Genomic DNA, 18384 nt, shown 5'->3' on the forward strand with positions numbered 1-18384 from the left:
GGCGGCAGCCGGATGGGCACCGCAAAGCGCTGCCCATCCGGCGACACTCAAACAAACGAAAACCCCGGAGCGTCGCCGCTCCGGGGTTTCTCATATCCCGTCCGATACCTTCCCTTACAGCTTGTTGGCGCGCTGCTGGAGCATCATGAAGGTGTCGTAGTTGTACTCTGCGATCTGCAGGTTGAGGTAATACTCGCCGCGGAAGGCCTTGATGGAATCCCATATTTTCTTGAACATCGGGTTTGCCGCTTCCATCTCCGCATAGACCTCGTTGGCCGCGTCGAAGCAGGCCGACAGGATCTCCTGGCTGAACGGGCTGAGCTTGGCGCCGGCCGCGACGAGGCGCTTGATCGCCGGCGGGTTCAGCCAGTCGTATTTCTGCAGCATGTCGGCGTCGGTCGCCTGGCAGGCGGTGCGCAGCAGCGACTGGTAATTCTTCGGAAGACCTTCGTAGGCCGCCTTGTTGAACAGGGCGTGCACCGTCGGGCCGCCTTCCCAGAAGCCGGGATAGTAGTAGTAGGGCGCGACCTTCACGAAGCCGAGCTTCTCGTCGTCATAGGGCGTGGTCCATTCGGCGGCGTCGATCGTGCCCTTTTCCAGAGCAGGATAGATGTCGCCGCCGGCGATCTGCTGCGGCACGACGCCGAGCTTTTCCACGACCTTGCCCGCGAAGCCGCCGATGCGCATCTTCAGGCCCTGGAGGTCGGCGACGGTCTTGATTTCCTTGCGGAACCAGCCGCCCATCTGCACGCCGGTATTGCCGCCCGGAAAGCCGATCAGGCCCTGGGTCGCCAGGAACTCGTTGAACAGGTCGATGCCGCCGCCGTGGTACTGCCAGGCATTCATGCCGCGCGCATTGAGCGCGAAGGGCACGGCCGCGCCCAGCGCCCAGACCGGGTCCTTGCCCCAGTAGTAGTAGGACACGGTGTGGGCGGCTTCCACGGTGCCGGCGGATGCGGCGTCGGCGGCCTGGAGGCCCGGCACGATTTCGCCGGCCGCGAAGACCTGGATCTGGAAATTGCCGTCGGTGGCTTCGGAAAGGTATTTCGACAGCACCTCCGCACCGCCATAGATCGTATCGAGCGATTTCGGGAACGACGAGGCGAGGCGCCAGTTGACCTTCGGGTTGCTTTGCGCGAGGGCCGGCGCAGCGAGCACGGCGGAGGCTGCGCCGCCCACACCTGCGACACCGGCTTTCTTGATGAACGAACGGCGATCCATGGTTTCCTCCCAGTGGCGGGCAGGGCTCCTCAACCCCACCCTGTGTGACCGGGGAAAGCTAATCATGCCGGGATGCGGGTTTCAAGCGAAGATGGGGCAGGATAAATCCCGCTCGCTACGACTTTCGTCTTAGAGGACGGCGCGCGCGACACGCTGGTTTTGCAGGCGTTGTGCCGGGCCGGCCGGGTTTGTTACCCGGCCATCGCCTCTTCGTATTCCGCCGAAAGCTCCAGCCATTGCTCCTCGGCCTCGTTGAGCTTGTCGGCGGCCATGGCGCGCAGCTTGGCCTTCTCGGCGGCCTTGGCCGGGCTCTTCTCGTAGAGCGCGGGGTCCGCAAGTTCCGCATCAAGCAGTTGAATCTGCTTGTTCAGTTTCGCCGTCAGGGATTCGATTTCGTTGATCTTTTTCTTGAGCGGCGCAAATTGCGCGCGCCGGTCGGCATTGGCCTTGCGCTGGTCGGCCTTGTTGGCGGTATCGCCGCTCGCCGCCGGCTTGTCCTTGTCGTCCCGCTTTCCGGATTGCACGATGAGGCCGCGATAATCCTCCATATCGCCTTCGAAAGCCTTCACGGTGCCGTTGTTGACCAGCCACAGCCGGTCGACGGTCGCCTCGATCAGGTGCCGGTCGTGCGAGATGAGGATGACGGCGCCCTCGTAATCGTTCAGCGCCTCGATCAGCGCGCGGCGGCTGTCGATGTCGAGGTGGTTGGTCGGCTCGTCGAGAATGAGCAGGTTCGGCGCGTCGAAGGCGGCAAGGCCCATGAGGAGGCGCGCCTTTTCGCCCCCCGAAAGGTCCTTGGCGGGCGTGGACATCTTTTCCGTCGCAAGCCCCATCTGGGCCACGCGGGCGCGCACCTTGGCTTCCGGCGCCTCCGGCATCAGCCGGCGCACATGCTCGACGGGCGACTGGTCGGGAATGAGGTCGTCCAGCTGGTGCTGCGCGAAGAAGCCGATCTTCAGCCCCGGCGCCCGCTTGACCACGCCCGATTCCGCCTCCAGCCGGCCCGAGATGAACTTGGCGAAGGTCGACTTGCCGTTGCCGTTCGAGCCGAGCAGCGCGATGCGGTCGTCATTGTCGATGCGCAGGTTGATCTGCCTGAGGATCGGCTTGCCCGGCGCATAGCCCACCGCGCCGCCCTCGATGGCGATGATCGGCGAGGCCGGCTGCTTTTCCGGCTCGGGAAAGGTGATCGGCTGCACCTGGGTCTCGATGACGGCGGCCACCGTGCCCATGCGCTCCAGCGCCTTGATGCGGCTTTGCGCCTGCCGCGCCTTCGTCGCCTTCGCGCGGAAGCGATCGATGAAGCTTTGCAGGTGCTTGCGCGCGGCGTCGTTCTTGGCCTTCGCCTTCATCTGCAATTCGTCGTTCTCGGCCTTCTGGCGCTCGAACTGGTCGTAGGAGCCGCGATAGAAGGTCAGCTTCTGCTGGTCGAGATGCACGATGGCGTTGACGGCCGTGTTGAGCAGGTCGCGGTCGTGGCTGATGATGATCACGCTGTGCGGATAGCGCCGCACATAGTCTTCCAGCCACAGCGTGCCTTCGAGGTCGAGATAGTTTGTCGGCTCGTCGAGCAAAAGCAGGTCCGGCTCGGAAAACAGCACGGCCGCCAGCGCCACGCGCATGCGCCAGCCGCCGGAGAAGCTTTTCGCCGGCCGCTGCTGCGCCTCGTGGTCGAAGCCGAGACCGGCAAGAATGCTCGCCGCACGCGCCTCGGCCGAATGCGCGCCGATATCGGTGAGCCGCGTCTGGATTTCGGCGATGCGGTGCGGATCGCTGGCCGTCTCCGCCTCCTTGAGAAGCGCGGCGCGTTCCTTGTCGGCGGCCAGCACGATCTCGATCAGCGCGTCGTCCGTGCCGGGGGCTTCCTGCGCCACCTGGCCGATGCGTGCATTCTTCGGCAGCGTGATCGTCCCGGCCTCCGGCGAGAGCGCGCCGGTGATGATGCGAAACAGCGTGGACTTGCCGGTGCCGTTGCGCCCGACGAGACCCGCCTTCGTGCCCGAAGGCAGCGAAAGCGACGCGTTGTCGATGAGGAGACGCCCGGCGATGCGGGCGGTGAGGCCGGAAATCGTGATCATGGCGGGTCTATAACCAAATCCCGCGAAAGTGCGAAGCGCTTTTGCGCGCGCGGCACCGTCTCAGGCGGCCGCGCCGCCGCGATAGGTGCGGCCGGCCCGCTCGGCCACCTCCGCGGAGTAGATGCGCAGCGCCATCCCCGTCTCCGACGCATAGGCCAGCGCCTGGTCGGCCTGTTCGCAGAGCATTACGGGCGTCTTTGCCGAATCGGTCATCGAGAGACCGGCCGTCAGCGTCAGGAAGCCCGCCGGCAGTTCGCGGTCGAGGAAGGGAAACGGCATGTCCGCCACCTTGTCGGCCATCCGCCGGGCGATACCGGTGGCGATCTCGCGTGTCACGTCGCTGAGCAGCAAGCAGAAGAGGTCCGGCCCGGTGCGCGCGACGAGGTCGTTCTTCTTCACCGACTGGCGGAAGAGGGTGGCCAGCCGCTTCACCGTCTTCTCGTCCGCCCCGGCGGCGTGGCTTTCGGCAAATTCGCGCAGCTGCTCGACGCGGAACACCAGCAGTGCGCATGTGCCCGCCGCAGCCTTGTCCTCGAAGATACCCTTGAGATGGCCGAGCAATGCGGCCTTGTTCGCAAGCCCCGTCACCGCGTCGTGGGTCAGCGCCTCGCGGCTTGTGACGAGGCCTGAGCGCAGACTGTCGAGATGGGATTGCAGGTCGCCGATGCGGGCGGACGCCATCCGGTCGGTGCCGAGAATATCCTGCATGAGGGAAAGAAGCCGCGTCGCATCGCTGGCGAAGTCGGAAATGCCGAGCACCGGGTCACGCTTCATCCGGGCGGCGATTTCCTCCAGTTCCTGCACGGCGACGGCGCGCTGGCGCTGGCTCTCCTCGGCGGTTTTGGCGATTTCGCAGAGCACGCGCACGGCGTCGTCGGCCGCCTTGCCGGCCGCCAGCGCATTGTGGCTGGGCAGGGCATGCCGTAGCGCGATGGCATCGAGCGAAAGCTGGTCGGGCGTCTTGCCCAGCGCCGCGATCTCCCGCGCCACGCCGGCATTGCCGTTCAGTGCTTCGAACAACAGCTCGTAATTGCGCGGAAGCGCTGCGATGCCGAGGTTCGCCATCAGCTGCGCGATGCGCGCCGCGATCGGCGGAACGGCCTGTTGTGTGTCCTTTGAAGCGGTGGACGCCTTGCTGTTCATGAAACGCCGTCGGGTTCGGCGCGGGCAGGTTTGCCCACGCGCAGGAATTGTCGGCGTAACTATCGGATTGCGCGGTTAATTTTACGTTCGCTCACGAACGATGGGCCGTCTCCTGACGATTGCCGGGTCCATCGGGTGTATCGCTGTGCGACACCCGCTATGGACGCCGGCCGTTCCGTCAGGCGGTGCGCCGCGCAAGGGGCAGGGCCCGCATCACCTGGCCGATTACCGTCAGGCGCTGCTTCTTTGCGGCCCGCGCGATGCGGTTCTGCTGCAGGTCGCGCAACGCGGCGGCATAGCCCTCCGCCCGCGCATCCTTCAGCGCCACCTCGAAGGTCTTCTCAATGACCGGGTAGCACTCCTCCGGCAGGTAGGCGTTCGGGGCATCGGTGCCATACACACGCGCCATCTTGCAAAGCGTACTGCCGAGCAGGGCTGCCCACTCTTCGTTCGTTCTTGCCATAAGCTTTCCTCTCATCGGGCGAGGCACGCGCCATGAGCGTGGCCCCAACGGAAGCGACTATGCTGCCACCGATCGCCGCATGGCTGTCACCTGGGTGACACGCATGCCGCAGCCCCCGAAATCGGTGTCGAGCGCTTCCATATTCCTCAACTGTATCACTACTATTGCAGGAGTCGACCCGTCTCCGCACCTCAGATGTGCAGAAAAGCCTTTCCCTCGCTGCGGACGAAATAGGTGAGGTCGAGCGGCACGCTCGGTCCGCCCAGCGCCGTCAGCATGGCATGGCACTGTCCGCGATGGTGGGTCTGGTGGTTGAAGACATGGGTAAGCGCAAGGCCGAGCGGGTGGGTTATCTCGCCCGGATTGCTGAGCGGACTGTAGGTCACGTCGGCGGCGATCTGCGCTTCGCTGAGCGAATCGATGAAGGCGCCAAGCCGCTCGTCCTCCTTCCGCCGTGCCGCATGAAGCCCTTCGAAATCCTCGTATAGGATGGCGGCGAGGCTGGTCGGCGCGTCGCCTTCGCCCGTGAAGCGTTTCAGCCAGATGCGGTCGGCGGCGAGCAGATGGTTGAGCGTGCCGTGCAGCGAGCGGAAGAACGCGCCGAGGTCGCGGCGAAAATCGGCGTCGTCGAGCTTGGCGACCGCGTCATAGAGTTTGGCATTCGCCCAGCCGTTATAGGCGCAAAACATCCGGTAGTGATCGTGCATCTGGTTCTCCTTGGATCGGCCAGTATAAGGCGCCGTGCATTTCGTGGATGAATGCGACGCATGAAATTATCTGATTTGAAGCCGCGCCCGCCGTGCGTTTCAATGCGCTGAACGGAGGCTTCCCATGACCCGATTGCTCTACGCGCTTGCCGGTACCGACAAGACCCGCCAGTTTTCGCCCCATGTGTGGAAGACGGTGATGTCGCTTGCCCACAAGGGGCTGGATTACCGGACGGTCCCCGTCGGCTTCACCGAGATACCCGCAATCGAGGACGGCGCGACCGCGACGGTGCCGCTGCTGCGCGATGGCGACAGGCTCGTGCGCGACAGTTTCGATATCGCCCTTTATCTCGACGAGGCCTACCCGGATCGCCCCACGCTGTTCGGCGGCGAGGGCGGCAAGGCCATGGCGCGCTTCATCGAGGCATGGTCGCAGTCGACCCTGCACATGGCCGTCACCCGCATCGCCATTCTGGATATTCACGACCTGCTCGGCCCCGTCGACCGCGATTATTTCCGCCGCAGCCGCGAAGGGCGCCTCGGCGCGTCGCTGGAGGATATCGCCGCGGCCGGAAAACAGGAGATCGAGGGCTTCGCGAAGAAGCTCCAGCCGTTGCGCAATATGCTGAACGTGCAGCCGTTCATCGGCGGTGATGGCCCGCTTTTCGCCGACTATATCGTCTTCGGTGCGCTGCAATGGCTGCGCACCACGGCGGGCACGAAGGTGCTGGAGGCGGACGATCCGGTTGCCCTGTGGTTCGAGCGCTGCCTTGATCTGCACGACGGCGCGGGGCGGCGCGTGACGGCGGCATGAAACTTTCATCCTGAAGGCGCCAAACATCGCCACCCCCTTGTTTTGCCGGGCATTGGCAGCTATTGAACCGCCACTTTCACCGGAAAACCAAGGGAAACCTAAAAATGGCGATTGAACGCACCTTTTCGATGATCAAGCCGGACGCGACGAAGCGCAACCTCACCGGCGCCATCACCAAGATGCTCGAAGACGCAGGCCTGCGCGTCGTGGCGTCCAAGCGCGTCTGGATGAGCAAGCGCGAAGCCGAAGGCTTTTACGCCGTGCACAAGGAGCGTCCCTTCTTCGGCGAGCTCGTCGAAGGCATGACCTCGGGCCCGACGGTCGTCCAGGTCCTGGAAGGCGAGAACGCCATCCTGAAGAACCGCGAGATCATGGGCGCCACCAACCCGGCCAACGCCGACGAAGGCACCATCCGCAAGACCCACGCTCTCTCCATCGGCGAGAACTCGGTCCACGGCTCCGACGCCCCGGAAACCGCCGCCCAGGAAATCAAGTACTGGTTCTCCGACACCGAAATCGTCGGCTGAATCACTTCCTCCGGCCCCGGCCGGAAGATATTGAAATAATTATGAAACCGGGACCGAAAGGTCCCGGTTTTCGTTTGCGGTGGTGGTGTTTGGGCTGGCCTTATCTGTCGCGCGCATCATCACCGAAAATGGGCGCGAACCCTGGCAGTCTTCGATAGCGTCGTCAGCAGCGTGGAATAGTGGCCGGCAAAGCTCGCCATGTTATCGGTAAGAGAAGAGGCCTTGCAGAACGGCGCCCATGCGGTGCCTTCGAGCGCCTGGCGGTAGAGCGCCTTCATACGCCGGTGCGTCCATGGCATCACGGCCTGCCACGGCTTCTTGCGTCCTGTGAAATGCACGATGGCCGGCTGTTTGATGAAGGGCAGGATACCGGTCTGCGCGTTGTAGCGCGCGTCGAGCCGATGCCAGTTCCCATCATAGGCGATGTTCAGCACATCCTGATCGTGCGACGGAAACCGCTCCGGTTCCCGTTCGAACGTCTCGCGCGCCTTTCGGATCAGGCCGTCCTCGAGGCTTCTTTTCCAGTCGAACAGCAAAACCCCGGCATTGAAATATCGCCCGCCGCTCTTCAGTCCGATCCTTTGCTGCCGGCGCTCGATCTTCTCCGGAAAAGCCATGACGTAGTCGTCGACCGCACCGAGCGCCTTGACGCCGAGGTCCGCCTGGAAAAGCTCATCCAGTGATGCCACGGCGACCGCATCCGCGTCGATGTAGAGAAGTCGGTCGATAGTGTCGGGGACGATGAGATCCATGTAAAGCCGCGCCAGCGTTGCGCGCGACCACCGCCCGAAGGCGGGTCCATCCACCCTCGGCGTCGGGTCGGGCAGCACGTCGATGGTGATCGAATGCCGTTCTGCGAAGGCGGCGATCTCTTTGAGCTGTTTTTCCTCCGCGCCGAGCGCCAGCAGCAGAAGTTTTGCGTTGATGGCCTTCAGGTTGGTGTGGATCGACAGCAAAGCGCAGCAGGCGGCCGGCAGCATATTGGCGTCGGCGCAGGCAATCGCACCATAGTTCAGAGCGGGGGTTGGTGACATGAAGACGGCACTCCGACCGGTAAGGGCATGAAACTTTTGGCCGGCCGCGCGGGCACGCCGCCGGGAGCGTCAATATACGATGCCGCCCCGGTTCGGAAGGGACCGCGTCGGAAACCCGCCGATTGATGTGCGCATTGCGTTGTTCTTGTCGGGATTGCGGCATGACCGCATCCGCATTCTCTTTCGCCTATCCCGCGCACGTCGCCGTCTCGAAATGCGCGGGCGCCTTGCCGTCCTTGAAGACCGCGGGGTTCTTCTCGTAGGCGGGGCCGATGACGAGGGGTTTGGCGGGCAGGATGTCCTGGTCGAGGCTGGAGGTCACCTCGGTTTCCAGCGATTGCAGTTGCTCTCCGCCCGGTCCCAGCACGCGGATCGACACCTTGTAGGGGTGGTTCTTCTTCACGCAGGTCACGTCGGGGCTTTCCAGCACCACGCGCGGCAGGCTGGCGAAGAGTTTGCGCTCCAGCGTGAGCGGCGCGCCGCCGGCCGGGTTCTCGAACGACGCCCGCACGACCGATCCGTCGGGCAGGGGCTGCGTCTTTTCCAGCGTCACGAGATAGGTCGCATAGGCCAGCCGGTAGTTGAAGACGAACATCTTGCCCGTCAGCTTCAGCGGGTCGGGGCCGGTCTCGCGCTGGCAGGCGGAGAGAAGCAGGGCGAGGGGAAGCAGCGCAAGCAGAGGGCGTTTCATGGTCCGGGGTCTCCGCGCCGGCGGCGATAGTGGCGGTTCGCCTTCACCCGGTTGCCGCACACCGCCATGTCGCACCAGGCGCGCGAGCGGTTGCGGCTGCGGTCGATGAACAGCCAGCGGCAGTTGGGGCAGATCTTCAGCCTGTCCGGTTGCGGCTGCGCCAGCAGCATCAGCGCCGAGCGCGCCGTGGCGGTATCCAGCGCCTGCGCGCGCGTGCCGGACCGGCGCAGCGTCGCGGCGATCGCCTCCAGCAGGTCCGCGAGCAGGTCCGGCCTTGCCGTGCCCTCGATTTCGGCGCGGAAATGCGCGTCGATCGCCTCGCGCAGCGCGACGAGCCCGCTGCGTGCATCGTCGTGCACCGGCGCGAGCGCGCCGAACAGGTCGCGCTCGGCCCCGTAGGCACTCGCCCCCGCACAGAAGGCGTCCATGGCGGCGGGATCGGCGAACCGGTCGATCCGCCGCGCCGGGTCGTCGCGCAGCACCACGGAGTTGGCGACATCGAGCGCCAGCGCGCCACCGGAAAAACGATGCGGGGTCCAGGAAAAGGTCATGCGATATTCTAACTGGTAAAAGCAATTTTGCCAGTTATAATTTTGGCGGATCGGGAAAGCGCCATGGCCTATTTTCTTCAGCAGATCGCCAATGCCGTGCCTGTGGCCGCGCTCTATGCGGTGCTCGCCTTCGGCTATTCCATCGCCTTCGCCGTGACCCGGCGCGCCGACATCGCCTATGGCGCGCTCTTCGCCTTCGCCGCCCAGCTTTTCGTGCTGTTTGCCGGCTACGGCTGGAACCAGCTCTGGCTCGTCCTGCCCGCCGCGCTCGGCTTCGGCGCGCTCGGCGCGCTGGTCTACAGCCTCGGCGCCGCCGTTCTGGTGGGGCGCCATGTGATGCGCCCGCTCGCCTTTTCCTCCGACAATACGGTCGTGGTCGCCGCGCTCGGCGTGGTGCTGGTCCTCATGGAAACGGCGCGGCTGGCGTCGGATGCGCGCAGCCTGTGGCTGCCGCCGCTCCTCGCCACGCCCGTCGTCTTCTGGAACGATGCGGCTTTCCCGGTGGCGCTCACCGTGCTGCAACTGGCCAACACGCTTGCCATGCTGGCCATGATCGCGCTCGGCGCGGTCTTCCTTGCCCGCTCCCGCTGGGGCCGCCGCTGGCGCGCGGTCTCGCAGGACAGGCGGGCGGCGGAACTCTGCGGCATCGATTCGGCCAGCGTCTACCTGTCGGCATATGCGCTGGCCGCGCTGTTCGCCAGCCTCACGGGCATGCTGGCCGTCTCCTATTACGGCAACATGGATTTCGGCGCGGGGCTGGTCTTCGGCGTGAAGGTGCTGTTCATCGCCGCGCTCGGCGGGGCGGGAAACCCCTTGCGGTCGGCCCTCGGCGGGGCCGCCATCGGCCTTACGGAAACCCTGTGGAGCGCCTACGGCTCCTTCCTCTGGCGCGACGTGGTCGTCATCGCCGCGCTGGTGCTGCTCCTGATCATCTTCCGGCGCGAGCGGCCCGTTATATAGATGCGGACCGCACGGCCGCCGTTACGACCACTTCTCCAGCGCCGTGTCGTCGCTGTCCTTCGCCGCCACCCAGCCGCCTTCGGACCCGTCGGCGAAGTGCTCCTTCTTCCAGAAGGGCGCGGCGGTCTTGAGATAGTCCATCACGAAGGATGCGCCGTCGAAGGCGGCGTGGCGGTGCGGTGCGGCGGCAATCACCAGCACGATGTTTTCCCCCGGCGCGATCCGCCCGACCCGGTGGATGGCGGCGATGCCCAAAAGCGAGAAGCGCGTGACGGCCGTGCGGCAGATGCGCTCGATCTGCGCCTCCGCCATGCCGGGATAGTGTTCCAGTTCGAGCGCCGAGAGACGGCCGCCTTCGTCGCGGCAAAGCCCGGTGAAGCTCACGATAGCGCCGGCCGAGGCGCGTCCGGCCACGAGCCGCGCCGTTTCGGCCGCCGCATCGAAGTCGTCGCGCTGCACGCGAACGACGACAGGGGCAGGGGCCGCGCCGGCCACTGGTCAGCCCCCCGTCATCGGCGGAAACAGCGCGATCTCGCGCGCGCCGGCGATCGGCTCGTCGTGCTCGACATGCTCCTGGTTGATGGCGATGCGGATGACGCTTTCATGCTCCAGCGCATGGGCATAGCCGTCGCCGAGCGTCTTCAGATAGCCGAGGAGCGCTGCCCCCGTCGTCACGTCGGCGGGCAGGTCGATGTCTTCCTCGCCCTTGCCGATCCGCTCGCGCACCCAGGCGAAATAGACGAGCCGCGTCATCTCACTCGTCCACGATGTGCTTCAGGCCGACGCGGAAATAGTCGTAGCCCGTATACATGGTGATCGCTGCGGCGATCCACAGCAGCGTGATGCCGATCTCCGTCGTGAAGGGCAGCACCTGCTCGCCGGCGGGGCCGGCCAGGAGGAAGGCGATGGCGAACATCTGGATGGCCGTCTTCCACTTGGCGATGCGCGTCACCGGCACGCTGACCTTGAGGTCGGCGAGATATTCGCGCAGGCCCGAAACGAGGATCTCGCGGCACAGGATGATGATCGCCGCCCAGATCGTCCAGCCGGCAATGGTGCCGTCGGCGGCCATCAGCAGCAGCACCGAGGCGACCAGCAGCTTGTCGGCGATCGGGTCGAGCATGCGGCCGATATTGGAGGTCTGGTTCCAGATGCGCGCGAGATAGCCGTCCAGATAGTCCGTGATCGACGCCACGGCGAAAAGGACGAGCGCCGTCCACCGCGCGAAATCCGACGATTCGAGCCGCCCTTCGATGAAGAAGCACAGAACGATCAGCGGCACCGCGACGATGCGGGCGTAGGTGAGCAGGTTGGGTATGCTGTATGCGCGGGAAGCCATGGATTCTCAGTCTCTCGATTTCTGCTAGATGAGGTCTTTGTGAGAGTGCCGTCAACCTTTGTTTCCGGCAATTCTTGGCGAATTTACGGAGCAGGGCACAATGACGCGGCGCGAAAGCCCTGCCGGCGCGCAAAACCATGTCATGTCGGCGGCGAACCGTCGGTGGTGAACAACGCCGAGAAGGTGCCGCCTTCCGTGAAGGTGCCCTCGCAGGCGATGGTCATCGGCCCCTTCATTGTATTGCCGAAGCGGCACGTGCCGCTCGCCGGAAAGGCATCCGGTGCGTCGAGCGTGTCCAGACGCGTCGTGAACACCTTGTCGAGATGCATTACGTCGGTATCGGGCGCCGCGTCCTTGTCGTCCATGCCGGAGAAGCTGACGGCCCGACTGTCCGCCAGCAGGAAATAGACGCTGATGCGCCCGTTCGGATTGATGATTTTCACCAGCTTGGCCGAGCAGGTGGCGGTCAGGTCCCGTTCGCCCAGACGCAGCCGGTCGCAATGGCCCGTCATGCTCAGCATCTGGGCCATGCCCGTCGTCGTCTGCGCGCCGGCGGCGGTGGCCAGCAGGGTCGTGCCGGCGGCCAGGAGCGCTCTTGCGGGAAAGACGGTCATTGGATCTCGCTGTCGGTTGGAAACATCGATGTCGAGTGGCCGGCCGGGGGGACGCCGCCTATCCCGCCGAATCGTCGTGGAAATGGTTGTAGACGATGCGCGCCACGCTTTCCGAAATGCCGGCGACGGCCATCAGGTCGGACATGGCCGCGCGGGAAACGGCTTTCGCCGTGCCGAAATGCTGCAAGAGCGCGCGCTTGCGCGTCGGGCCGATGCCACCGATCTCGTCGAGCGGGTTCTTGACCATTTCCTTCTTGCGGCGCGCCCGGTGCGAGCCGATGGCGAAGCGGTGCGCCTCGTCGCGCATGCGCTGCACGAAGTAAAGCACCGGGTCGCGCGGCGGCAGGGAGAAATCGGGAATGCCGCGCATGAAAAAGCGCTCGCGCCCGGCCTCGCGGTCCGCGCCCTTGGCGACGCCGATGGCGATCACCTGGTCGGTGATGCCCAGTTCTTCCAGGATCGCCCGCACTGCCGTCATCTGGCCCTGGCCGCCGTCGATGAGGATGACGTCGGGCCAGGCGGGAAAGGGCAGGTCGGCGGCATCCGCGCCCGTGTCGGCGGCGGTGCGGTCCGGCAGGCCCTCTTCCTTGATCAGGCGCGAGAAGCGGCGGGTCATCACTTCCTTCATCATGCCGAAGTCGTCGCCGGGCGTGATCTCCGTCGATTTGATGTTGAACTTGCGGTACTGCCCCTTCACGAAGCCTTCCGGCCCGGCCACCACCATGCCGCCCACGGCATTGGTGCCCATGATGTGCGAGTTGTCGTAGATCTCGATGCGGCGCGGCACATAAGGCAGCTTGAAGGTCGCGGCAAAGCCTTCGAGCAGCCGGCTCTGCGAGGCGGTCTCCGCCAGCTTGCGGCCATGCGCCTCGCGGGCATTGGCCATCACATGGTCCACGAGGTCCTTCTTCTCGCCGCGCTGCGGCACCGAGATCGTCACCTTGTAGCTCGATCGCTCGGAAAGCGCTTGCGACAGGAGCTCCATTTCCTCCACCGGCTCCGACAGCAGGATCTGCCGCGGACAGGGCTTGTCGTCGTAGAACTGCGCAAGGAAGGCGTTGAGCACTTCCGCGCCGGAAAGCTGCGGGTCGGCCTTGGGGAAATAGGCGCGGTTGCCCCAGTTCTGTCCCGTGCGGAAGAAGAACACCTGGATGCAGGAAATCCCGCCCTCGTGATGGATGGCGAAGATATCGGCTTCCTCCACCCCGGCCGGGTTGATGCCCTGGTGGCTCTGGACGTGGGAAAGCGCCGCCAGCCGGTCGCGGAACACGGCGGCGCGCTCGAAATCGAGATCTTCGGCGGCCGCGTTCATGGCGTCCGCCATATGCGCCTTCACCTTCTGGCTCTTGCCCGAAAGGAAGTCCTTCGCCTCCTGCACCAGTTCGGCATAGTCGGCGTCACGGATTTCGTGCGTGCAGGGGCCCGAACAGCGCTTGATCTGATAAAGCAGGCAGGGCCGCGTGCGGGTTTCGAAGACGCTGTCGGTGCAGGTGCGCAGCAGGAAGGCGCGTTGCAGAGAATTGATCGTGCGGCCCACCGCACCCGCCGAGGCGAAGGGACCGAAATAGTCGCCCTTGCGCGAGCGCGCGCCGCGATGCTTGAAGATCGCCGGCGCCCGGCTGTCGCCGGTCAGGAGGATATAGGGAAACGACTTGTCGTCGCGCAGAAGCACGTTGAAGCGCGGGCGCAGGCGCTTGATGAGATTGGCCTCGAGCAGCAGCGCCTCGGTCTCCGTGCGCGTCGTCACGAATTCCATGTTGGCCGTCTGGCGCACCATCTGCGCGAGACGATTCGAATGCACGCGGCCCTGCGCATAGTTGCTCACGCGCTTCTTCAGGCTGCGCGCCTTGCCGACATAGAGCACGTCGCCTGCCGCGTTGAACATGCGGTAGACGCCGGGGCTGTTGGGCAGGCGCTTGACGAAATGCTGGATCAGGTCGGCGCCGGTCAGGCCTTCCGGCACGTCGCCGCCTTCGTTCCAGTCCATGCCGCCGGTCGCGACGGCAGGAGAATCGGCGGCCGGTGCGGCGCCTTCCAGCAGCTCGTCGTCCTCGTCCGTCTCGTTTTCGTCATAGAGGATGCCGCCATCCTCCACCTTCCGGCCGTTCATTCCGCATTCTCCGCGACGTCGGGGGTTTCCCAGGCGAGATGCTGCCCGCCGTCGAGCGCTATCATTTGCCCGGTAATGGACGGCGTGTCGAACAAAAAGCGAACTGTGCGGCCGAATTCCGTGAGATCGGGCCCGCGGCGCAGGATCAGCCCGTCGATCTGGGCCCGGAACGCTTCGTCGTCCTGGCGCTCGTTGGGCAGGGACGGGCCGGGGCCGATGGCGTTGACCCGCACGCCGGGCGCAAAGCTCTGCGCCATGGTGCGCGTCGCCATCCACAGCGCCGATTTGGAGAGCGTGTAGGAATAGTAGCGCGGCGTCGGGTTCCAGACGCGCTGGTCAATGATGTTGACGATGGAGCCGGCCACGCCCTCCGGCAATTGCCGCACGAAATCGCGCGCCAGGATGGAGGGCGCCTTCACATGCACGGCGAAATGCCGGTCCCACAGGGCGTCGTCGAAATCCGCCACCGTGTCGGGCTTGAAGAGGGAGGCGTTGTTGACGAGGAGGTCGAGCGGGCCGACGGCCGCGCGGGCCGCTGCGATCAGGCCGGCCGTCGCCGCACCGTCCGCAAGGTCGCACTGCACCGCGTACGCGGTCTGGCCGCGTGCCCTGATTGTGGCCGCGAGCGCCTCGGCCTCATCGAGCGATGTGTTGGCGTGAATGGCGACCGCGAAGCCGTTGGCGGCGAGATCGTCGACGATGGCTTTGCCGATGCGCTTGGCCCCGCCCGTCACCAGGGCCGTCTTCAGGGGTTTTTTCAAGAAATGTCCGTCCTGCCGATTCATTTGATTAACCGGCCAAAGATATAGACATCCGGGCGCAGGCTTAAACTCCCCCGGACAATTGGTTGCGGAAAAATTAACCGCAAAAGAGACTTCGAAGTAATTTGAAGTATATTTTCATCGTTTTCTTCACAACTGAAATTATGGTTAATGAATTACCTGGTGCGGAAAAGTCACATCCAGATTTCGCCCTGCGTCTGCCACAATGATTTCACATTTTGGCTCTTTCATTTCCTCAATCTTTATTCAATTTCACCTCAACCGGGCGGGACTGAATTGGATGACGGCGCCCGACAGCCTCCCCAAGAGGGCGTCGTTTAGTAAAAGGAGAATAACATGCGTACACTTATCGCCACCCTCGTCGCTTCGACCGTTTCCATGGTCGCCTTCCAGGCCGCTCACGCTGCGGATGCCATCGATGACATCCCGCAGGCTCCGGCTGCTGAATATTCCGAGCCGGTCGTGAAGAACTGGTCCGGCGCCTATGTCGGTGGTAACGCCACCTGGCAGAAGGGCAAGTTCAACAACCAGGGCAGCGAGCGTGGCCACGCTCTCGGCGGCGGCGTCTACGGCGGCTACAACATGCAGAACGGCCAGCTGGTCTACGGTCCGGAAGCCGACCTGAACTACTCGGGCGTCGACCACACCGCCAACGGCTTCACCGCCAAGCAGGGCGTCAACGGCTCGATCCGCGGCCGCGTCGGCGTCGACCTGAACCCGGTTCTCGTCTACGGTACGGCCGGTGTCGCCGCTTCGGGCGTCAAGGTGACCAACAACGCCACCGGCGCCAAGGATGATGCGACCCTGCTCGGCTGGACGGCCGGCGCCGGTGTCGAAACCATGGTGACGGACAACATCACCGCACGCGTCGAATACCGCTACAGCGACTACGGCAAGAAGACCTTCAACGGTGCCGGCCAGCGCAGCGGCTTCGAAGACCACAGCGTTCGCGTCGGTATGGGCGTGAAGTTCTAAGCCCCAGGGCTCTGGAATGAAAAAAGGCCGCGGAGCGATCTGCGGCCTTTTTGTGTTTGGGGCTCCGCGCTCAATCCTTGAACGCGGCGTAATCGGGAAACACCGCCTCGAAGCGGGTGAGGTAGCGCTTCAGCTTCGGCCGGCCGCGCTGCCATTGCCCGGCAAAGCGCAGCTCGATGTAGCGCAGCATGGCGGCGAGCGCGAAATGGCCGGCATTCGGCTTCTTGCCGAGCCGCGGCATGTTGGCCTCGAGATGGTCGAGCGCGCGTTCCACCTTCTGCCACTGCCGGTCGATCCAGGGCTGATACACCTTGTCCTCCGGGCGGGAACGGCGCTCGTAGACGATGGCGAGCAGGCAGTCGCAGATCCCGTCGGCCGTCGCCTCCAGCACGTCCACCTCCGTGCGCTTGACCGCATTGCGCGGATAGAGCGCGCCGCGCGACTGGCGGTCGATGTAGTTCATGATCGCCCGGCTGTCGAAGACGGCAAGGCCGTCGTCCGTCACGAGCGCCGGGATCTTTCCGAGCGGGTTGGCCGCAAGCAGCTCGGCCGGGTCCTTGGCGGTATCGGCGACGACCGCTTCGGCGGCAAGCCCGGCATATTGCGCGGCCATGCGCACCTTGGTCGAATAGGGCGAGGTGGAGGAATAGAAGATCTTCATGGCGGGTCCTGTGTCGTTGAAGAAAGAAAGGTCAGCGAGCCGGCGGCTGTTCGATGCTCTTGGCGCGGCAGGCGGCGCGGTCGACCTGCGGGCAGGTGCGAAACGCGAGGTCCGCCGTCATGCAGATGCGCACCTCCTCCAGCCGCCCGGCCTCGCAGGTCACCGCGATGCCCTGGGCGGACAGCCCCGGATTGTCGGCGATGAAGGCCGCCTCCACCCCGTCGGGCGAAAGCCGCTGTCCCTTGCCGGCGTCGAGGCTTGCGGGAATGCGCACCCGCTCGAATGCCGCGCGCGTCGCCGCGAAATAGTCCTTCTGCGAAAGACCCGAACAGCTGCCGTGCTTGCGCCATTGATGGCCGATCAGGCCCATGGAGGGAATGATGTCGAGCACGGTGCGGCCGAGGTTTTCGGGCACGCGATCCGATTCGCGCGTCGCGCAATACTCGGGATAGCCGCGATCGTTCTGCGGCCAGAGCCCGTGCACGATGAAGCCGTTGTTTTCGCCGCGCCGGCATTGCTGCGTGCGGCCGCCCTCGTCATTGTCGGCGCACCAGGTCGGCGACCAGGATAGCGACAGCACATAGAAGTCGAAACCCTTGCCGAGCGGCACGCGCGCCGGTGCGGCTGTTTCCTTGCGACTCGTCTCACCTTTCGGCTTTTCGGCAGGCTTGTCCTCGCCGCAACCGGCAAGCAGCGCCATGCCTGACAGCAGCAACGCCACGGTGCGCAGCGGTATGGAGGAGGGCAGCCGGACCGTCATGCGGCGGCGGTAGGCAAAGAGGGCATGGCGGTCTCCCGGTTCGGCGCGCGATTGTTGTCGCCGCGTGCCAAAGGTCAAGAGGCCTTGTTCTCGCCGGCGAGCCAGAACGACCGCGCCGAGGCGAAGCGGTCCTGCGCCAGCCGCGCCTTGAGGAAGGGGAGCAGCACGTCGAGTTCCGCCTTCAGCGTGAAGGGCGGGTTGACGACGACGAGGCCGGAGCCGGTCAGGCCCGTCGTTTCGCGGTCGCTCTTCACCGAAAGCTCCGCGCACAGCATCTTGGCAATGCCCGTCGCCTTCAGCGCGGCATGGAATTGCGCGATGGGCGCACCCTTCTTCAGCGGATACCACAAGCAGTAGACGCCGCCCGGAAACCGCCGCACGGCCTTTTCCAGCCCGTCCACCAGCCGCTCGTATTCGCCCTCGATCTCGAAGGGCGGATCGACCAGCACGATGCCGCGCTTTTCCTTGGGCGGCAGATGCGCGCCGAGCGAAAGCCAGCCGTCGAGATGGGTGATGCGGCTCTGGAAGTCGCCGTCGAACAGCCGGTGCAGCGTTTCGTAATCGTCGGGATGCAGCTCCATGGCCGAGAGCCGGTCCTGCGGGCGAAACAGCATGCGGGCCAGTTTTGGCGAGCCGGGATAATAGGTTAGCCCGCCTTGCGGATTCAGTTCCTGAACGGCCTTGAGATAGGGCGCCAGGATATCGGCCACATCCGCCGGCAGGTCGCCGGCAAGCAGCCGGCCGATGCCGTCGCGCCATTCGCCCGTCTTCTGCGCCTCGATGCCCGAGAGGTCGTAGAGCCCGATGCCGGCATGGGTGTCGAGCACGCGGAACGCCTTGTCCTTGCCCTGCATGTAGGTGACGAGGCGCGCGAGCACGGCATGCTTGAGCACATCCGCGAAATTGCCGGCATGGTAGACGTGGCGATAGTTCATGGCGTTCCCGCGCGATCAC

General features: G+C 65.0%; 21 protein-coding genes. 4 read left to right on the forward strand and 17 right to left on the reverse strand.

The annotated features are described in order from the left end of the window. Window positions 1-114: 114 nt before the first annotated feature. The 5 genes from GR158_RS11700 to GR158_RS11720 all read right to left on the reverse strand — a co-directional run bounded on the left by GR158_RS11700 (window position 115) and on the right by GR158_RS11720 (window position 5612). On the reverse strand, window positions 115-1221 hold the full coding sequence (locus GR158_RS11700; RefSeq protein ID WP_160871229.1) for a TRAP transporter substrate-binding protein: 1107 nt from the start codon (window positions 1219-1221) through the stop codon (window positions 115-117). 191 nt (window positions 1222-1412) lie between these two features. Beyond that, window positions 1413-3299 (reverse strand): ABC-F family ATP-binding cassette domain-containing protein, encoded by a 1887-nt coding sequence (locus GR158_RS11705; RefSeq protein WP_160871230.1) that lies wholly within the window; start codon window positions 3297-3299, stop codon window positions 1413-1415. A 60-nt stretch (window positions 3300-3359) separates the two neighbouring features. Beyond that, on the reverse strand, window positions 3360-4442 hold the full coding sequence (locus GR158_RS11710) for a diguanylate cyclase domain-containing protein (RefSeq protein ID WP_160871231.1): 1083 nt from the start codon (window positions 4440-4442) through the stop codon (window positions 3360-3362). Window positions 4443-4620: 178 nt separating this feature from the next. After that, window positions 4621-4905 carry a hypothetical protein gene (locus GR158_RS11715; RefSeq protein ID WP_134649853.1) on the reverse strand — a complete coding sequence of 95 codons (285 nt, stop codon included), beginning with the start codon at window positions 4903-4905 and terminating at the stop codon, window positions 4621-4623. 191 nt (window positions 4906-5096) lie between these two features. Next, window positions 5097-5612, reverse strand: a complete 516-nt coding sequence (locus GR158_RS11720; RefSeq protein ID WP_160871232.1) for a DinB family protein — start codon at window positions 5610-5612, stop codon at window positions 5097-5099. 124 nt (window positions 5613-5736) lie between these two features. On the opposite strand from GR158_RS11720, the gene GR158_RS11725 reads away from it, so the two are divergent. Continuing rightward, window positions 5737-6426: a glutathione S-transferase family protein gene (locus GR158_RS11725; RefSeq protein WP_160871233.1), complete on the forward strand. Its 690-nt coding sequence runs from the start codon at window positions 5737-5739 to the stop codon at window positions 6424-6426. A gap of 104 nt (window positions 6427-6530) precedes the next feature. Beyond that, window positions 6531-6953: a nucleoside-diphosphate kinase gene (gene ndk / locus GR158_RS11730; protein WP_062274915.1), complete on the forward strand. Its 423-nt coding sequence runs from the start codon at window positions 6531-6533 to the stop codon at window positions 6951-6953. Window positions 6954-7072: 119 nt separating this feature from the next. Here the strand turns inward: ndk and GR158_RS11735 are convergent, their stop codons facing one another. The 3 genes from GR158_RS11735 to GR158_RS11745 form a co-directional block, all read right to left on the reverse strand. After that, window positions 7073-7987: a glycosyltransferase family 8 protein gene (locus GR158_RS11735; RefSeq protein ID WP_246665638.1), complete on the reverse strand. Its 915-nt coding sequence runs from the start codon at window positions 7985-7987 to the stop codon at window positions 7073-7075. 187 nt (window positions 7988-8174) lie between these two features. Beyond that, complete coding sequence (locus GR158_RS11740) at window positions 8175-8678, reverse strand: hypothetical protein (RefSeq protein WP_160871234.1); 504 nt, start codon at window positions 8676-8678, stop codon at window positions 8175-8177. Further along, a complete protein-coding gene (locus tag GR158_RS11745; RefSeq protein WP_160871235.1) occupies window positions 8675-9229 on the reverse strand; it encodes a CGNR zinc finger domain-containing protein in 555 nt (184 codons plus the stop codon). Before GR158_RS11745 ends, GR158_RS11740 begins: the two co-directional genes overlap by 4 nt. Before the next feature lie 63 nt (window positions 9230-9292). On the opposite strand from GR158_RS11745, the gene GR158_RS11750 reads away from it, so the two are divergent. Further along, window positions 9293-10189 (forward strand): branched-chain amino acid ABC transporter permease, encoded by an 897-nt coding sequence (locus GR158_RS11750; protein ID WP_160871236.1) that lies wholly within the window; start codon window positions 9293-9295, stop codon window positions 10187-10189. A gap of 21 nt (window positions 10190-10210) precedes the next feature. On the opposite strand, the gene GR158_RS11755 is transcribed toward GR158_RS11750, so the two are convergent. The 6 genes from GR158_RS11755 to GR158_RS11780 all read right to left on the reverse strand — a co-directional run bounded on the left by GR158_RS11755 (window position 10211) and on the right by GR158_RS11780 (window position 15013). Continuing rightward, entirely contained in the window at window positions 10211-10684 is a 474-nt protein-coding gene (locus GR158_RS11755; RefSeq protein ID WP_160871237.1) for a molybdenum cofactor biosynthesis protein MoaE, read from the reverse strand. A gap of 3 nt (window positions 10685-10687) precedes the next feature. Further along, window positions 10688-10942 (reverse strand): molybdopterin converting factor subunit 1, encoded by a 255-nt coding sequence (gene moaD / locus GR158_RS11760; RefSeq protein WP_134649860.1) that lies wholly within the window; start codon window positions 10940-10942, stop codon window positions 10688-10690. Between the two features lies 1 nt (window position 10943). Continuing rightward, window positions 10944-11528 carry a CDP-diacylglycerol--glycerol-3-phosphate 3-phosphatidyltransferase gene (gene pgsA / locus GR158_RS11765; RefSeq protein ID WP_134649861.1) on the reverse strand — a complete coding sequence of 195 codons (585 nt, stop codon included), beginning with the start codon at window positions 11526-11528 and terminating at the stop codon, window positions 10944-10946. Between the two features lie 140 nt (window positions 11529-11668). Next, a complete protein-coding gene (locus tag GR158_RS11770) occupies window positions 11669-12142 on the reverse strand; it encodes a hypothetical protein (RefSeq protein WP_160871238.1) in 474 nt (157 codons plus the stop codon). A gap of 58 nt (window positions 12143-12200) precedes the next feature. After that, on the reverse strand, window positions 12201-14252 hold the full coding sequence (uvrC, locus tag GR158_RS11775; RefSeq protein ID WP_160871239.1) for an excinuclease ABC subunit UvrC: 2052 nt from the start codon (window positions 14250-14252) through the stop codon (window positions 12201-12203). Then, window positions 14249-15013: an SDR family oxidoreductase gene (locus tag GR158_RS11780; RefSeq protein WP_202402261.1), complete on the reverse strand. Its 765-nt coding sequence runs from the start codon at window positions 15011-15013 to the stop codon at window positions 14249-14251. Before GR158_RS11780 ends, uvrC begins: the two co-directional genes overlap by 4 nt. A 357-nt stretch (window positions 15014-15370) precedes the next feature. On the opposite strand from GR158_RS11780, the gene GR158_RS11785 reads away from it, so the two are divergent. Further along, on the forward strand, window positions 15371-16009 hold the full coding sequence (locus GR158_RS11785) for an outer membrane protein (RefSeq protein ID WP_134649865.1): 639 nt from the start codon (window positions 15371-15373) through the stop codon (window positions 16007-16009). A 70-nt stretch (window positions 16010-16079) separates the two neighbouring features. On the opposite strand, the gene GR158_RS11790 is transcribed toward GR158_RS11785, so the two are convergent. Genes GR158_RS11790 through GR158_RS11800 form a run of 3 tightly spaced genes read right to left on the reverse strand, consistent with a single transcriptional unit; the run spans window position 16080 to window position 18365 of the window. Next, the gene (locus tag GR158_RS11790; RefSeq protein ID WP_160871241.1) at window positions 16080-16670 is read right to left on the reverse strand and encodes a glutathione S-transferase family protein; all 591 of its coding nucleotides are present in this window, start codon (window positions 16668-16670) and stop codon (window positions 16080-16082) included. 31 nt (window positions 16671-16701) lie between these two features. Beyond that, window positions 16702-17508 (reverse strand): ribonuclease T(2), encoded by an 807-nt coding sequence (locus tag GR158_RS11795; protein WP_371731639.1) that lies wholly within the window; start codon window positions 17506-17508, stop codon window positions 16702-16704. Beyond that, window positions 17505-18365, reverse strand: coding sequence for a 23S rRNA (adenine(2030)-N(6))-methyltransferase RlmJ (locus GR158_RS11800; RefSeq protein WP_134649867.1), 861 nt, complete (start codon window positions 18363-18365; stop codon window positions 17505-17507). Before GR158_RS11800 ends, GR158_RS11795 begins: the two co-directional genes overlap by 4 nt. Window positions 18366-18384 lie beyond the last annotated feature (19 nt).

It is taken from the genome of Shinella sp. AETb1-6, from assembly GCF_009826875.1.
GTDB lineage: Bacteria > Pseudomonadota > Alphaproteobacteria > Rhizobiales > Rhizobiaceae > Shinella > Shinella sumterensis.

Excerpts from the sequence above, each read along its gene's own strand:
- GR158_RS11700 (WP_160871229.1), bottom strand. The coding sequence starts at position 1,221 with ATGGATCGCCGTTCGTTCATCAAGAAAGCCGGTGTCGCAGGTGTGGGC.
- GR158_RS11705 (WP_160871230.1), bottom strand. The coding sequence starts at position 3,299 with ATGATCACGATTTCCGGCCTCACCGCCCGCATCGCCGGGCGTCTCCTC.
- GR158_RS11710 (WP_160871231.1), bottom strand. The coding sequence starts at position 4,442 with ATGAACAGCAAGGCGTCCACCGCTTCAAAGGACACACAACAGGCCGTT.
- GR158_RS11715 (WP_134649853.1), bottom strand. The coding sequence starts at position 4,905 with ATGGCAAGAACGAACGAAGAGTGGGCAGCCCTGCTCGGCAGTACGCTT.
- GR158_RS11720 (WP_160871232.1), bottom strand. The coding sequence starts at position 5,612 with ATGCACGATCACTACCGGATGTTTTGCGCCTATAACGGCTGGGCGAAT.
- GR158_RS11725 (WP_160871233.1), top strand. The coding sequence starts at position 5,737 with ATGACCCGATTGCTCTACGCGCTTGCCGGTACCGACAAGACCCGCCAG.
- ndk (WP_062274915.1), top strand. The coding sequence starts at position 6,531 with ATGGCGATTGAACGCACCTTTTCGATGATCAAGCCGGACGCGACGAAG.
- GR158_RS11735 (WP_246665638.1), bottom strand. The coding sequence starts at position 7,987 with ATGTCACCAACCCCCGCTCTGAACTATGGTGCGATTGCCTGCGCCGAC.
- GR158_RS11740 (WP_160871234.1), bottom strand. The coding sequence starts at position 8,678 with ATGAAACGCCCTCTGCTTGCGCTGCTTCCCCTCGCCCTGCTTCTCTCC.
- GR158_RS11745 (WP_160871235.1), bottom strand. The coding sequence starts at position 9,229 with ATGACCTTTTCCTGGACCCCGCATCGTTTTTCCGGTGGCGCGCTGGCG.
- GR158_RS11750 (WP_160871236.1), top strand. The coding sequence starts at position 9,293 with ATGGCCTATTTTCTTCAGCAGATCGCCAATGCCGTGCCTGTGGCCGCG.
- moaD (WP_134649860.1), bottom strand. The coding sequence starts at position 10,942 with ATGACGCGGCTCGTCTATTTCGCCTGGGTGCGCGAGCGGATCGGCAAG.
- pgsA (WP_134649861.1), bottom strand. The coding sequence starts at position 11,528 with ATGGCTTCCCGCGCATACAGCATACCCAACCTGCTCACCTACGCCCGC.
- GR158_RS11770 (WP_160871238.1), bottom strand. The coding sequence starts at position 12,142 with ATGACCGTCTTTCCCGCAAGAGCGCTCCTGGCCGCCGGCACGACCCTG.
- uvrC (WP_160871239.1), bottom strand. The coding sequence starts at position 14,252 with ATGAACGGCCGGAAGGTGGAGGATGGCGGCATCCTCTATGACGAAAAC.
- GR158_RS11785 (WP_134649865.1), top strand. The coding sequence starts at position 15,371 with ATGCGTACACTTATCGCCACCCTCGTCGCTTCGACCGTTTCCATGGTC.
- GR158_RS11790 (WP_160871241.1), bottom strand. The coding sequence starts at position 16,670 with ATGAAGATCTTCTATTCCTCCACCTCGCCCTATTCGACCAAGGTGCGC.
- GR158_RS11800 (WP_134649867.1), bottom strand. The coding sequence starts at position 18,365 with ATGAACTATCGCCACGTCTACCATGCCGGCAATTTCGCGGATGTGCTC.